The organism is Halobacterium wangiae, from assembly GCF_021249345.1.
GTDB classification, from domain to species: Archaea; Halobacteriota; Halobacteria; order Halobacteriales; family Halobacteriaceae; genus Halobacterium; species Halobacterium wangiae.
Window position 1 is genome coordinate 149,349 of record NZ_CP089588.1, and the last position, 12,887, is coordinate 162,235.

Annotated in this window: 15 protein-coding genes; 8 read left to right on the forward strand and 7 right to left on the reverse strand. The window is 68.3% G+C overall.

The features are described from left to right. Positions 1–6 precede the first annotated feature (6 nt). Positions 7–351, forward strand: a complete 345-nt coding sequence (locus LT965_RS00740; RefSeq protein WP_349292041.1) for an ArsR/SmtB family transcription factor — start codon at positions 7–9, stop codon at positions 349–351. Next, a complete protein-coding gene (locus LT965_RS00745) occupies positions 351–650 on the forward strand; it encodes a DUF7521 family protein (RefSeq protein ID WP_232702105.1) in 300 nt (99 codons plus the stop codon). The genes LT965_RS00740 and LT965_RS00745 overlap by 1 nt, the downstream gene beginning before the upstream one ends. On the opposite strand, the gene LT965_RS00750 is transcribed toward LT965_RS00745, so the two are convergent. Then, a complete protein-coding gene (locus LT965_RS00750; protein WP_232702106.1) occupies positions 651–1,808 on the reverse strand; it encodes a DUF4367 domain-containing protein in 1,158 nt (385 codons plus the stop codon). It abuts the gene before it with no gap. Positions 1,809–1,936: 128 nt separating this feature from the next. Here LT965_RS00750 and LT965_RS00755 point away from each other — a divergent pair, with 128 nt between their 5' ends. Then, positions 1,937–2,818 (forward strand): CbiX/SirB N-terminal domain-containing protein, encoded by an 882-nt coding sequence (locus LT965_RS00755; RefSeq protein WP_232702107.1) that lies wholly within the window; start codon positions 1,937–1,939, stop codon positions 2,816–2,818. Continuing rightward, on the forward strand, positions 2,818–3,888 hold the full coding sequence (locus LT965_RS00760; protein ID WP_232702108.1) for a DR2241 family protein: 1,071 nt from the start codon (positions 2,818–2,820) through the stop codon (positions 3,886–3,888). Before LT965_RS00755 ends, LT965_RS00760 begins: the two co-directional genes overlap by 1 nt. Before the next feature lie 38 nt (positions 3,889–3,926). On the opposite strand, the gene LT965_RS00765 is transcribed toward LT965_RS00760, so the two are convergent. The 3 genes from LT965_RS00765 to LT965_RS00775 all read right to left on the reverse strand — a co-directional run bounded on the left by LT965_RS00765 (position 3,927) and on the right by LT965_RS00775 (position 6,224). Then, positions 3,927–4,484, reverse strand: a complete 558-nt coding sequence (locus tag LT965_RS00765; protein ID WP_232702109.1) for a DUF7524 family protein — start codon at positions 4,482–4,484, stop codon at positions 3,927–3,929. A 44-nt stretch (positions 4,485–4,528) separates the two neighbouring features. After that, positions 4,529–4,723, reverse strand: a complete 195-nt coding sequence (locus LT965_RS00770; RefSeq protein ID WP_009761166.1) for a methytransferase partner Trm112 — start codon at positions 4,721–4,723, stop codon at positions 4,529–4,531. A gap of 187 nt (positions 4,724–4,910) precedes the next feature. Continuing rightward, positions 4,911–6,224, reverse strand: a complete 1,314-nt coding sequence (locus tag LT965_RS00775) for an adenylosuccinate synthase (RefSeq protein ID WP_232702110.1) — start codon at positions 6,222–6,224, stop codon at positions 4,911–4,913. A 238-nt stretch (positions 6,225–6,462) separates the two neighbouring features. Here LT965_RS00775 and LT965_RS00780 point away from each other — a divergent pair, with 238 nt between their 5' ends. Beyond that, complete coding sequence (locus tag LT965_RS00780; RefSeq protein WP_232702111.1) at positions 6,463–6,765, forward strand: hypothetical protein; 303 nt, start codon at positions 6,463–6,465, stop codon at positions 6,763–6,765. A 49-nt stretch (positions 6,766–6,814) separates the two neighbouring features. Here the strand turns inward: LT965_RS00780 and LT965_RS00785 are convergent, their stop codons facing one another. The 3 genes from LT965_RS00785 to LT965_RS00795 all read right to left on the reverse strand — a co-directional run bounded on the left by LT965_RS00785 (position 6,815) and on the right by LT965_RS00795 (position 9,455). Beyond that, positions 6,815–8,824 (reverse strand): DUF7527 domain-containing protein, encoded by a 2,010-nt coding sequence (locus LT965_RS00785; protein ID WP_232702112.1) that lies wholly within the window; start codon positions 8,822–8,824, stop codon positions 6,815–6,817. A gap of 78 nt (positions 8,825–8,902) precedes the next feature. Continuing rightward, entirely contained in the window at positions 8,903–9,181 is a 279-nt protein-coding gene (locus tag LT965_RS00790; RefSeq protein WP_232702113.1) for a UPF0058 family protein, read from the reverse strand. Between the two features lie 58 nt (positions 9,182–9,239). Next, a complete protein-coding gene (locus LT965_RS00795) occupies positions 9,240–9,455 on the reverse strand; it encodes a DUF7120 family protein (protein ID WP_232702114.1) in 216 nt (71 codons plus the stop codon). A 154-nt stretch (positions 9,456–9,609) separates the two neighbouring features. Here LT965_RS00795 and LT965_RS00800 point away from each other — a divergent pair, with 154 nt between their 5' ends. Genes LT965_RS00800 through LT965_RS00810 form a run of 3 tightly spaced genes read left to right on the forward strand, consistent with a single transcriptional unit; the run spans position 9,610 to position 12,886 of the window. After that, on the forward strand, positions 9,610–10,206 hold the full coding sequence (locus LT965_RS00800; protein WP_232702115.1) for a sulfite oxidase-like oxidoreductase: 597 nt from the start codon (positions 9,610–9,612) through the stop codon (positions 10,204–10,206). A 60-nt stretch (positions 10,207–10,266) separates the two neighbouring features. Then, positions 10,267–11,508: a cation:proton antiporter domain-containing protein gene (locus LT965_RS00805; RefSeq protein ID WP_232702116.1), complete on the forward strand. Its 1,242-nt coding sequence runs from the start codon at positions 10,267–10,269 to the stop codon at positions 11,506–11,508. A 52-nt stretch (positions 11,509–11,560) separates the two neighbouring features. Further along, the gene (locus LT965_RS00810; protein WP_232702117.1) at positions 11,561–12,886 is read left to right on the forward strand and encodes an isochorismate synthase; all 1,326 of its coding nucleotides are present in this window, start codon (positions 11,561–11,563) and stop codon (positions 12,884–12,886) included. Position 12,887 lies beyond the last annotated feature (1 nt).

A 12,887-nucleotide genomic window follows, 5' to 3' on the forward strand; every position in this document is an offset into this window, starting at 1 on the left:
GCGCGTGTGAGCGAGGACAGCGACCCGACTGCGGTGCTCTCCGTGCTCGACGACGAGCACGCGCGAGCCATCCTCGCAGCGGCCAGCACGCAACCCATGTCCGCTAGTGAACTGAGCGAGGCGTGCGACGCATCGACGGCGACAGTGTACCGCAGGATCGACGACCTCACCGAACTCGAACTGCTCGAGGAGTCCATCAACGTCCGTCCGGACGGCAACCACCACCGCGTCTACCGCGCGACGCTCCGGCGGTTCACGCTCGAACTCGCCGACGGCGAGTTCACCACCGAGGTGGAGTGTGACTCCGAGGACGTCGCCGACCGATTCACGCGCATGTGGGAGGGACTGTGATGGACGACTGGTATCTCGCCATCTTCGCGGTGTCGCTGGCCTCGACGGCGGTGGGACTGTTCGTCGGCTACCAGGCCTACCGCGGCTTCCGCCGGCACCAGAGCGCGGCGATGCAGTACCTCTCGGCGGGGCTCATCCTGCTGACCGCGGTGACGAACACGGCCGCGTTCGTCGGCTCCGCGCTGCTCCGGTACGGCGTCATCGACGCGTCGCTGCAGTCGCCGTTCACCCTCGGCGTGCGCCTGCTGCAGTTCGCCGGCCTGCTCTGTATCGCGTACTCGCTTTACCGCCGCCCCTAGTCACTCGCAGGCCATGGACTGCGCGATTTCGACCAGTGCCTCCTCGTCGAGCGTCGACCCGACGACGGAGTACCGGGTGCGCTCGCAGGACCACGTGACGAGGTTGTACTGACCCGTCGACAGGTACCGGCCCTCGTAGCCGGCGACCGAGACGTTCTCGCCGCCCGGGTGCGCGTTCGGTTCCGCCGACGTCGCCGGGGACTTCGAGACGGTGAGGTGGCCGTCCTCGCTCTCGTACTGGAGGGTCAGCTGCGTGTGGTTCCCCTGGATCACCTGCGCGCGGTGGAACTCGTAGCCGTCCGGGACGTCGGGGTCCGGGACGGCCAGCGAGCTGTTCGCCCGGAGCGCCGACAGCGAGTCGAAGGTCTCCACGTGGAAGTCTCGCGTCTCGACGGTGGCGCCCTCCGGCTTCTCGAACGTGAAGACGTCCGTCGGGAGGTCGTCGTTGTACGTGACGTTCTCCAGGTGCATGGCCGTGTGGTACGTCTCGCCGTCCAGCGTCACGGTCTGGTTCATCCGCAGCGGGTAGTAGTACGCCGCGTCGAGCCACATCGTCCGGTCGAAGTCGACGGCCGCGTCCGACGCTGCGGTCATCCGGAACCCGTGGACCGTGCGCCCGTCGACGGTGTCGGTCCCCAGGTACGTCACCTCGTAGGTGTCGATGGGGTCGGACTCGGTGGTGGTCGCCGGGAGGACCGGGAGCGGGGAGACGCCGCTGGAGGGGTTCTCGATCGGTTCGTCCTCACAGGCGCCGGCGACGACGCGCGCGAAGAACTCCCCGCGGTCAAGAGACAATACACCGCCGACGTGGGGTACGTACGAGACCGATTTCTCGCTGGCGTCGTAGGTCACCGACGTCGACTCGTTCGACACGTACACGTCGCCTTCACGCTCGGCCGGGGCGTGGACGTACTGGTACTGGCGAGTGGACTCCCCGAGGCCGATGTGGACCGTGGCGCGCATGTGAACGGTCTCGTTCTCGGACCGGAACGAGAAGACCTGCGTGCCACTCACCGTCTCCAGGGAGTCGAACTTCGCGGCCACGTCGTCGTCCGGAGGTGACTGGGTACCGTCGCCCCCGAACAGCAGGACGCCGGTACAGCCGCTCGCGACGAGGAGGAGGGCGACTGCGACTGGCACGTAGCTCTGGGACCTCATTCTCACCTGCCACGACGCAGCCGGAACGAATAAAATGGGCGAAACATTCCGGTTCTTGCCGGCCGGCTCGGCCACCGGATTCCCCCGATTCCCGAATCCCTAAGGTCACTTCGTCCCTACCCGCGAGCATGCAAGCGCTGGTCATCGTCGGACACGGCTCACACCTCAACCCCGGGTCGTCGGACCCGGCGTTCGCGCACGCCGACACCATCCGCGAGGCGGGCGCGTTCGACGAAGTACGGGAGGCGTTCTGGAAGGAGGAACCGTCGTTCCGCGAGGTGCTCCGTACGCTCGAGTCCGAGGAGGTGTTCGTGGTGCCGCTGTTCATCTCGGAGGGCTACTTCACCGAGCAGGTCATCCCGCGCGAACTTCGACTCGACGACTGGGACCCCGCGGACTGGGACTCGAACGGCACGGACGCCGACCACGTCACACTCCACGCCGAGGACGTGGAGAAGACCATCCACTACTGCGGACCGGTCGGCACTCACGACTCGATGAGCGACGTCATCGTCCAGCGCGCGAAGTCCATCACGGGCGACGAGGACGTCGGCCCGGGCTTCGGGCTGGCCGTCGTCGGCCACGGCACGGAGCGCAACGAGAACTCCGCGAAGGCCATCTACTACCACGCCGACCGCATCCGCGAGACGGGCCGCTTCGAGGACGTGCAGGCGGTGTTCATGGACGAGGACCCGGAGGTCGACGACGTCACCGAGTTCTTCGACGCCGAGGACATCGTCGTCGTCCCGCTGTTCGTCGCCGACGGCTTCCACACCCAGGAGGACATCCCCGAGGACATGGGCCTCACGGACGACTACCGGACGGGCTACGACGTGCCCAGCGAGGTGGACGGCCACCGCATCTGGTACTCCGGAGCGGTCGGCACCGAACCACTGGTGGCCGACGTGGTGCTCGAACGGGCGGCCGAGGCGGGCGCCGACGTCCGGGAGGCTATCGAACTGGTGCGCGAGCGGACCGGCGGCGTGAACGCCGCGAGTGCGGGGGACTGATGTCCGCGACCACCACCGACGCGGTCGCCGACGCGCTCGTCGATGCGGCCAACGCCGGCATCGACTTCGACGGCCTCACCGTCGAGCCGTTCCGCGAGGCGTACCGCTGGCAGACGCCGGAGACCGAGGCCGTCGTCTCGGCCGAGGAACTCCAGGAGTACGCCGACGACCCGTACGCGACCAACTGGTACTACTGGGAGCGGGAGGTCGGCGGCCACGACACCGCGCGGCGCGCGTTCCTCCGCTGGCTCGAGGGCGACGACCTGGCCCCCGACCGCTACGAGCAGTTGCGCGGCGGCCACACGCGCCACTGGGGGGAACTCGCGATCACGGTCGTGCTGAGCGATGGCGGCACCCGGCGCTACGAGGTGCGGCACGAGGACGACGTCGGCGAGGACGTCGACGCCTACACGGACCCCCTCGAGGCGCGCCACCTCGTCAAGCACGACAACGAAGGACGCTACCGCCCGCTCTCGACGGCGCCCTCGCTCCCCCACGGCTGGGCGTTCGTGGACCTGGACGGCAGCGACCTCGTTCAGACCGTCGAGTACGTCTACCCCGCGACGGTCGCCAACTGGCACCGCGAACGGGAGGGCGACCTCGATGTCGACCACTGGGAGGACGCCGCGAGCCGCCAGACGGGCATCTACAGCATCGTCGAACAGCTCGACGGCGAGGCCCTGGAGTGGGGCGCGGAGGCCTGCTGCGTCGACTCCCAGTGCCTGAAGCGCCGCGAGTGGGACGAGAACGACGAGACGGAACTCGACGTCCCACGGGGTGACGGCGAGTTCCCGTGCCGCGAACCCTGCTCGCTGTTCGTCGCCGCCGCACGGAAGTTCGTCACGCTCGAACGCGAGGAGAGCCGCGAGTACACCTTCGAGTTGACGCCCGCCGAGAAGGAACAGATCGAGGACATCGTCGACACCGTCGCGGACGGCCGCACGGACGAGATCCGCGAAGCGGACGTCTACGAGGGTGCGAACCGCTACCGGGCGCGGTTCCTGCGCGCGAAGCGGATGGACGAACACGGCCTCTCGGGGACGCCCACGTACCCCGAGGACCACGACTGACGGCCCGTCAGGACAGCTGCTTCTGGCGAAGAGACGACTCAGACGAACAGCAGGTAGGCCGCAGCCGCGACGCCCGCCAGCAGTGCGAGCACGCCCACGACCAGCGCCAGCGAGTCGGAGACGGCCAGGGCGACCGCCGCGGCCACGACCACACCGCCGGCGGCCAGCACGAGGTTCCGCGCTCCCTCGGCGGTCCCACCGCCCGGGTCCGTCTCGACGGTCTGTTTCTCCGCGAGCGTCTCGTCGACGGCCACCTCGGGACCGCCGTCCTTTCGCTCGGCCGTCACGGTGACATTGAGGCGCGCCTCCTGGGCGCCGTACCCCGTCACGAGGTCGACGTACCCCTTCGCGGGGCCGTGACCGAGTGGAATCGTGATTTCGACGTCACGGGTCGCCTCCTCGTCGACGTACACCTGCGTGGCCGAGGGCTGGGCGACCGCGTCGAGCGCCTCGTCGAAGTGGAGGTGGACGTGGAGCGGGCCGCCGTGGTTCACGAACCGCAGGACGAACGAGCGGTCCGTCTCCAGGGACGCCACTTCGGGTGCGACGTCGCGTGGCTCCTCGCGGTTGAGGTGAACCGTCAGGGTCTCCGGCACGCTCGGGGGATGGAACCGGGGTTAGAAAAAGGTTCCCTGCCGAGTCAGGCGGGCGCCTCCTCGCGCATGTCCGGCGGGAGGAGGTTCGGGATGCCGTCCTCGATGGGGTAGGTCTCGCCGCACTCAGTGCACGTCAGCGTCCCCGACATGACCTCGCCGTCCTCGCGGGACTCGACGTCGAGTTCCAGGTCGTGCTTGTCGAGCGGACAGCAGATGATGTCCATGAGGTCTTCCTTCATGTTCTGAGCGTGGACGGCGCCGGTCAAAAGCGTGCGGGTTCCAGAGTGGGTGTTCTCCGGACTCGGTACGCGCGGCGTGGTAGCGGAGTACGACACAGAAAGCCCTCGGCTCGCCCTTTCGCTCCACCAGGGTGTCGGTCGTTCCACAGCAGTTTCTCGCAGAAAATCGGACTGGCAGCGGAGACGCTTACTCGAACGGGTCCTGGCGAACGACTGTCTCTTCGCGACCTGGGCCGACGCCGAGGACGTACGTCGGCGTGTCGAGTTCGTCCTCGAGGTACTCGACGTACTCGCGGGCGGCGGCCGGGAGCGCGTCGTAGCCACCGTCTGCGACCGCCTGCGGGTCGAACTCCTCCCAGCCGTCGAAGCTCCGGAAGACCGGCTCGCACTCGCTCCAGCGCTCCGTGCTGGCGGGCGTCGCGAGCAGTTCTTCGCCGTCGAGTTCGTACGCGTGACCGACCTTCAGTTCGTCGAGGCCGGCGAGCACGTCGAGGTGGTTGATAGCGAGGCCGGTGAAGCCGTTGGCGCGGGCGGCGTGCCGGAGCATCGGGACGTCCAGCCAGCCGACGCGACGCGGGCGGCCGGTGACGGTGCCGTACTCCCCGCCCTCGTCGCGGATGTACTCCGCCAGGTCGCCGTCCAGTTCCGTCGGCATCGGGCCGCTACCGACCCGGGAGAGGTACGCCTTCACGATACCGACGACTTCGCCCTGTCCGATGACTGTCGGGCCGAGGCCGGTGCCGGTGGCGGCGTAGCCCGCGGTCGGGTTCGAGGAGGTGACGAATGGGTAGTCGCCGTGGTCGATGTCGAGGCTGGTACCCTGGGCGCCCTCCAGCATCAGTTCCTCGCCGGCGTCGACGCGGTCGGCGAGGTACTCGCCAGCGTTGACGGCCATGTTCTCCTCGCTGATGCGTTCGCCGTACTCGCGGCAGCGCTCGTAGATGGCGTCGACGTCGAACTCGTCGCCCGCGTCGCCGCCGTAGACGTCCTCGTACAGCGTACGCTTCTGCGGGACGGCGTACTCCAGGCGGTCCCGGAGCACGTCCGGGTCGAGCAGGTCGCCGACGCGGACGCCGCGGCGGCCGACCTTGTCCTCGTACGTCGGGCCGATGCCGCGGCCGGTGGTGCCGATCTCCTGGTCGTCGTCGGCCTTCGCCTCCTCCTCGATGCCGTCGAGGACGCGGTGGTACGGCAGGATGACGTGTGCGCGGCGCGCGACCCGGACGTCGGGGTCCAGCCCGCGCTCGCGGAGCGCGTCGATCTCCTCGAACAGGGTCTCCGGGTTCACGACGCAACCGTTGCCGAGAACGCCGGTCTTCCCGCGGATGACGCCGGAGGGGACCAGGGAGAGCTTGTACTCCTCGCCGCCCACGACGACGGTGTGGCCGGCGTTGTCCCCGCCCTGGTAACGGACGACGACGTCCGCGGCGTCGCCGAAGATGTCGACGACACCGCCCTTGCCCTCGTCGCCGAGCTGTGCGCCCACGATAGTGACGGTCATACACGTGCGTTCCACGACTGGCGACAAACCCGTTACGATGTTCGCGGATATTGTGTGCACTCCCGTGCACAACGACGGTAGATTTCCCCGCCCCCATTGGACGAACGAGTAGATTCGACCGGACTCGAACGCCGAGCGCAATCGTTAATTGCTAGCACTCCCAAACGCCAAACACCCCGTTTTTCGCGGCGCAGTGTGACAACCTTTAAAACCCCGCCAAGACAAGTTAACAAGTGCCATGATAGACCGGCTTGAGAAGGAAGTCGATATGCTAGAACGACATCTGCAGGTCCTCCGAATGGTCATCGAGAACGAGCCAATCGGTATCGTGAAGATGTCCAACGAGACCGGCTACCCCCACCACAAGGTGCGCTACTCCCTCCGCGTACTCGAAGAGGAGAACCTCATCGAACCGTCCAGCCAGGGTGCGATCACCACCGAGCGGACCCAGGAGTTCGTCGACGAACTCGACGGCAAGATCGACGAGATCGTGGGGAAGATGGAGGCGATGAAGATCGACGCGGCAGCGGAAGCCGAGTGAGGCGTCCTCGACGTCGATAACTCCGGTCGAGAAGGTCCCCGCCGGGTACCTACAGTTCGGGGACGGTCAGGTGGAACGCGTCGTTTCTATCCTCCACCAGACAGAGGTGGTAGCCGTCCTTGCGGCCGACCTTCACGTAGCTCTCTTTGTCGCTGCGAGAGAGGAAGCCGCCGCCACCGGTCTCCTCGGCGGCGGTCTCCAGTGCCTGCGGTTCGAAGAACGAGGCCGTGACGTACATCGCCGCGCTCAGGTCGTCGGCACCCTCGCTGACGGCGGTCGTCGCGTCGACGAGCGCCTGCATCTCGTCGCCGGTCACTGGTTCCCGCTCCGCGTTCAGTTCCGCGACGACGAGCGGTTCGCCCATGCGGTCGCGCAACACGACGTCGAACGAGCGGGAGACGCTGCCGTCCTCCGTCTCGACCTCGACCGCGCCGTCGAGTTCCGCGCGGTCGACCCTCGGAATCGCGTCGTAGAGGTCGGCGAGCCCGGTCGAGTGGCCGGCGTCACGGATCTCGTAGGGGAGTTCTCTGACAGCCCAGGAGACGAAGCGGTACGCGCCCGTCCCCGTCAGGAACGTCTCGAACTCCTCGCCGTCTACGGTGGCCGTCGACGCCTCGAACTGCGTGTGGTGGTCGACGCGCATGTTCTGGTTCACGGCGTCCGCGTCGATGCCGTCGCCGAGTTCGTCGAGCGTGGACTTCCCCTTCGAGTCGTACCGGACGAAGAGGTTCGTCCCCGACAGCGCGGCCTCCGGTGAGAGGTCGTTCTGTCCCGGAGTGCCGCCCGTGGCGCCCGCGCTCTCGGCGGCCTCGAGTTCCGACTCGAGTGCGTCCGCGCGCGCCGCGAGTTCGTCGCGTTCCTCCTGGAGGCTCCGCACGCGCTCGCGGAGCTTGTCGCGTTCGCCTTCGAGGGAGTCGATGCGCTCGGCGGCCTCCTCGAGTTTCGCGTCGCGCTGCTGGACGGCCCGTTTCAGCTTCTCGACGTTCGAGCGGCGCTTGCCCGAGGAGGACGACTGCCGGCTGCGCTTGGCCCGGCGCTGTTTCTGCTGGCGTTTGGCCGTCTGCTCGGTGGCCTCGCCGCCGGCGTCCTCGTCGGCCGTCTCGCTCTTCTCCGGGTCGAGCGTCGGCACCGAACGGGCGTTGCGCCACTCCTTCTCCTCGTCGAAGACGCCCTCTTCGTCGGCTGCCGCAGCCGACGCTGCTGTCGCCCCGCCGTTGGGCGCCGCCTCCTCGGGTTCGTCTGTGGCGCCCGAACCGTCGTCTACGGTGGACGGCGAACCCGGCTCGGGAGCGTCACTGGGCTCGCTCGCCGACTCGTCGACGCTCCCCGGACCTGTCTCCGCTGCCTCTGCCGTCGCTTCCTCGGCGTCGGTCGTCGATTCAGCGTCCTCGGTGGACTGTCGCTCGTCGTCGACGCCACCGGGAGTGGCCGGCGATTCGACCGTCGTCTCCTCGGCTGTGTCGTCCGCGGCGTCCGCCGGTTCCTCCGCGGCCGCGGCCGCGTCGCCGGTATCCTCTTCGACATCGGGGATGCTCGTGACGTTCACGGGCGTCTTCAGCACCTCGTAGAGCCCCACTTCGTCGTCCGCGCGCTCGAAGGCATCGTCGCCGGTGATCAGTTCCTCGCTGGCGCCTACGAACGCGGCACTCATCGAGCGGCCGCCGTAGTAGACGACGTAGTAGTCCCCGGAGAGGACGTTCTCCGAGAGTTCGATGTAGCCGGTGAAGTTCGCGTCCGAGAGCGTCCTGTCGGCCTCCGAGAGCGCCGTGTCGTTCGTGTAGTACTTCGCCTGCGTCTCACCGCCCCGCTCCTGCATGGAGAACAGTAACGCGAGCGCGGGGTCCGGCGCCTCGTACACCGTTCCGTCGGTGTCCTCGAAATCGTCGATCTGGCCCTCGAAGACGCCAATGACGCGGCCGTTCAACATGAACAACCACGTCCCGCCGGCGACGACCGCGCCCGAGAAGTCGGCGTCCGCGAGTTCGTGCAACTCGTGGAAGCCACCCGAGAACGGTCGGGAGTGCCAGGACTCCACCCGCTCGACCGTGTGTGCCTGCATGGTCCATCGAACGCAAGGGGCCGGTATAAGGCTTTCCGGGGCGGACGAGCCCCTTCAGAACGTGTTCGGGAGCCGTCGTTACAGCTTGCCCGAGGCGTCGTCGGCGAGCTCCTCCATGCGCTTGCTGAGTCGGCCCGCGTTGGAGAACTCGTCGTCGCTCATCGCCGCCGCCAGCGCGTTGCCGAGCAGGAAGACGGCGTGTTTGTGTTCGCTCTTGGATTTGTGGACGTGCGAGGGGTCGACGTCGAGTTCTTCGTAGGCCGCGAACGCGTCCTGGTCGACGCTGTCGAACGCGAGGAACTGGTCTTTGATCTGGACCATCTGTTCGTGCAGGTCGAGGAGCTCGTCCTTGTGCATCGTTGGTCGGAGTAGGAAATTCGGCGATTTAAGCGTTGTCCGCTACGGTGTCACACGGTCAGAAGACGTACTCGTCGTCGTGGCCCATCATGCCACCCTCGCTCTCGAGTCCCGGGTCCTCTTCGTCTGCCGGTCCGCTCGTCTTGTAGGCGCGGATGCCCGAAGACAGCAGCTGTTCGACGGCCTCCTCGCGGCTCACGAACTCCCCCTGTTCGACGAGCTGAGCGATCTGCATCTCGATCTGGTCCGGGATGTTGATTTCGACGGTGGGCATGCTACTGGACGGGGATTCGCCACCACCGTTCTTAAGCCTGACGGGGTGGCCACTCGCCGTCTCCCCGGGAGCGTCACGCTCGCCGGAAGATACGGGGACGACGCGGCGAGCTGCAGTCGGTAGGAATACGTGTACCGACCCGCTACGCGCACCCATGAACGTCGAGGACGTCACGGATCTCTACGAGGAGTTCGGGGACGACCGCCTCCCACCCGGGCAGCGCGAGACGTCGAAGTTCCCCGTGCTCTCGAAGGGGAGTACGCCGACGTGGGACCCGGAGACGTGGCGGTTCACCGTCGGGGGCGCCGTGGGGAACGAACTCTCGCTCACCTTCGAGGAGTTCACGGACCTCGACGCGGTCACCCAGCGCCAGGACTTCCACTGCGTCACCGGCTGGTCGAAGTTCGACTGCGAGTTCACCGGCGTCACCTTCCCCCACCTCGCGGAACTCGCGGACGTCCGTCGCGACGCCACGCATGTCATGTTCCACGCGCTCGACGGCTACACGACCAACCTGCCGCTCGAAGACTGCATGCGCGAGGAGGTGCTGTTCACCTGGGAGTTCGACGGCGAGGACCTTCCGGCGGAACACGGTGGCCCGCTCCGGGTCGTCACGCCCCACAAGTACGCCTACAAGGGCGCGAAGTGGGTCGACGGCGTGGAGTTCCTCACTGAACCAGAACGCGGCTACTGGGAGAAGCGCGGCTACTCGAACACCGCCGACCCGTGGGCCGAGGACCGGTACAGCTAGACCAGTCGCGCAGGCGCTCTGCCAGCCGGTTTATCCTCGTCGAGAGAGAACGTCATATCGATGAGCCAGTTCAACCTGTGGCTCACGGTGCTGGGCGGCCTGACCCTCCTCTTGGTCCTGGGGGCGGGCGTGATGAAGACCCGCATCCGCGTGCTGTCCCAGCCGATCGTCGCCGTCCTCGTCGGTGTCGCCGTCGGCCCCCGCGGCCTCGACCTCCTCCAGACGACGGCAGTCTCCGAGACGCGTCCGCTCCTCGAGGAGGTCGCCCGGCTCACGGTCGCCTTCGCGGTCACGAGCATCGCACTTCGCCTGGATCCGGCGTACTTCCGAGCGCGTGCCCGGTCACTGGCGGTCCTCGTCGGTCCCGGGATGGTCCTGATGTGGCTGCTCAGCGCGCTCGTGGCCTACGCCGTCCTCCCCGTCGGCCCGGTCGTTGCCCTCCTCGTCGGGGCGGTCGTGACGCCGACCGACCCGGTCCTCGCGAACTCCATCGTCGTCGGCGAGACGGCCACGGAGAACATCCCGAGACGACTCCGCTACCTGCTCTCCGGCGAGGCGGGCATCAACGACGGCACCGCCTACCTCTTCGTGTTGCTCCCGGTGTTGCTGATGGCCCACCCCGTCGAGACGGCGCTCGGCGACTGGCTCACGCGGACGTTCCTCTGGGAGGTACTCGGAGCCGTCGTCGTCGGGTTCGCCATCGGGTCACTCGTTGGCGCAGTCGAACAGTGGGAGAACACGCGGGACTTCCTCGAGGAGACGTCCGTGTTCACGCTCACGGTCGCGTTGACGTTCTTCGTGCTCGGCGCCACCAAACTCGCCGGGACCGACGACATCCTCGCGGTGTTCGTCGCCGGCGCCGCGTACAACTGGCGGGCCGACCCCCAGGACGAGGCGAACGAACAGCGCGTCGAGGAGGTGTTCAACCGGCTGTTCACGATTCCGGTGTTCGTCCTCTTCGGCATCGCACTCCCCTGGAGCGGGTGGGTCGACCTCGGGTGGCGGGCGCCGGCGCTCGTCGCCGGCGTCCTGCTGTTCCGCCGCCTCCCGGTGATCCTCGCCCTCCGCCGGTACGTCCCGCCGCTGGACCGGAGAGGGGCCTCACTGTTCGTCGGCTGGTTCGGCCCGATCGGCATCGCCGCCGTCTTCTACGCCGTACTGGCAGCGGAACGGACGGGCGCGGAGGTCGTCTGGGTCGCGGCCAGTCTCGTCGCCGCGAGTTCGGTTCTCGTCCACGGCGTCACCGCGGTCCCCGCGACCCTCGGGTACGGACGACTGGGCGACGACGACGAGTCCTGGTGAGTCTCGGGCGGAAGGAACAGGCTATTAGTCGGAGCGCCCTCAACGTCGGACAATGAGTTCTCTGTCCGGCGAATCGACCGTTCGCGGGCCGGTCGTGAGCAGGAGTGCCCGGGTCGCCGACGTCTCCTACCGGGCGTTCCTGGCGTCGCGGGACGCACCCCGCATCCACTGGGCGGACCCCGACGGCCTCGAACTGTCGGGCGCTGGCGCGGCGGCCGCCGTCACCGCGTCTGGCGCCGAGCGATTCGACACGGTACGCGAGTGGGCCGACCGACTGTTCGCCGACAGCGACCACGACGGCCCCGAGGTCGCCCGCCCGCGCCTCCTCGGCGGGTTCGCCTTCTTCGACGACCACGAGGCCGGCGGCGCGTGGGCCGGGTTCCCCGCCGCGCAGTTCGTCCTCCCGGAGGTCCAGTTGTCCAGCGCTGGCGACGAGACGTGGCTGACCGTGACGCGTGCGGGCGACGACGTCGACCCGTCGACCGTCGAGACCGACCTCGACGACGCCCGCGAGGCCGTCGAGTCGCTGCCGGCGATGAAGCCGGGCGGCCCCCACCCCGGTGTCGAACGCACCGCGCCGACCCCGGAGAAGGCCACGTGGTGCGAGCAGGTCGCCGCCGCCCTCGACCGCATCGACTCGGGCGACCTCCGGAAGGTCGTCCTGGCGACGGCACTGCGCGCGGATCTCGCCGGCCCCGTCGAACCACGGGACCTCCTCGAGCGCCTCCGGCAGCGCTACTCGGAGTGTTTCCGGTTCCTCGTCGAACCGACCGACGACGCCGCGTTCCTCGGCGCGACGCCGGAGCGACTCGTCACACTCCGCGAGGACACCGTGGAGACGACGGCGCTCGCGGGGTCCGTGGGGCGCGGCAACACCCCCGCCGAAGACGCCCGCCTCGCCGAACGCCTCCGCGAGAGCGAGAAGCTCCGGCACGAACAGCGCCTCGTCACGGACGCCATCGCCGACGGCCTCGACGCGTTCGGCGACGTGACCGTCGGCGAGCGCGGCGTCCGCAGGCTCTCGAACATCCAGCACCTCGAGACACCCATCCGCGCCGACGTCGACGAGATGACCCACGTACTCGACGTGGTCGAGGCGCTCCACCCGACGCCCGCCGTCAACGGCCTGCCGCCCGCCGCGGCGCTCGCCACCATCCGGGAGACGGAGACGTTCGACCGCGGCTGGTACGCCGCCCCCGTCGGCTGGTTCGACGCCGCGGGCGACGGCACGTTCGGCGTCGGCCTCCGGTCGGCCGTCGCCGCCGACCGCACCGTCACGCTGTTCGCGGGCAACGGCATCGTCGCGGACAGCGACCCCGAGGCCGAGTGGGAGGAGGTACAACTGAAGTACCGCCCCATCCTCGACGAACTCGAATGAC

Coding starts and splice junctions, on each gene's coding strand:
- LT965_RS00760 (WP_232702108.1), top strand. CDS start 2,818: ATGTCCGCGACCACCACCGACGCGGTCGCCGACGCGCTCGTCGATGCG.
- LT965_RS00745 (WP_232702105.1), top strand. CDS start 351: ATGGACGACTGGTATCTCGCCATCTTCGCGGTGTCGCTGGCCTCGACG.
- LT965_RS00755 (WP_232702107.1), top strand. CDS start 1,937: ATGCAAGCGCTGGTCATCGTCGGACACGGCTCACACCTCAACCCCGGG.
- LT965_RS00775 (WP_232702110.1), bottom strand. CDS start 6,224: ATGACCGTCACTATCGTGGGCGCACAGCTCGGCGACGAGGGCAAGGGC.
- LT965_RS00770 (WP_009761166.1), bottom strand. CDS start 4,723: ATGAAGGAAGACCTCATGGACATCATCTGCTGTCCGCTCGACAAGCAC.
- LT965_RS00785 (WP_232702112.1), bottom strand. CDS start 8,824: ATGCAGGCACACACGGTCGAGCGGGTGGAGTCCTGGCACTCCCGACCG.
- LT965_RS00750 (WP_232702106.1), bottom strand. CDS start 1,808: ATGAGGTCCCAGAGCTACGTGCCAGTCGCAGTCGCCCTCCTCCTCGTC.
- LT965_RS00780 (WP_232702111.1), top strand. CDS start 6,463: ATGATAGACCGGCTTGAGAAGGAAGTCGATATGCTAGAACGACATCTG.
- LT965_RS00805 (WP_232702116.1), top strand. CDS start 10,267: ATGAGCCAGTTCAACCTGTGGCTCACGGTGCTGGGCGGCCTGACCCTC.
- LT965_RS00795 (WP_232702114.1), bottom strand. CDS start 9,455: ATGCCCACCGTCGAAATCAACATCCCGGACCAGATCGAGATGCAGATC.
- LT965_RS00790 (WP_232702113.1), bottom strand. CDS start 9,181: ATGCACAAGGACGAGCTCCTCGACCTGCACGAACAGATGGTCCAGATC.
- LT965_RS00800 (WP_232702115.1), top strand. CDS start 9,610: ATGAACGTCGAGGACGTCACGGATCTCTACGAGGAGTTCGGGGACGAC.
- LT965_RS00810 (WP_232702117.1), top strand. CDS start 11,561: ATGAGTTCTCTGTCCGGCGAATCGACCGTTCGCGGGCCGGTCGTGAGC.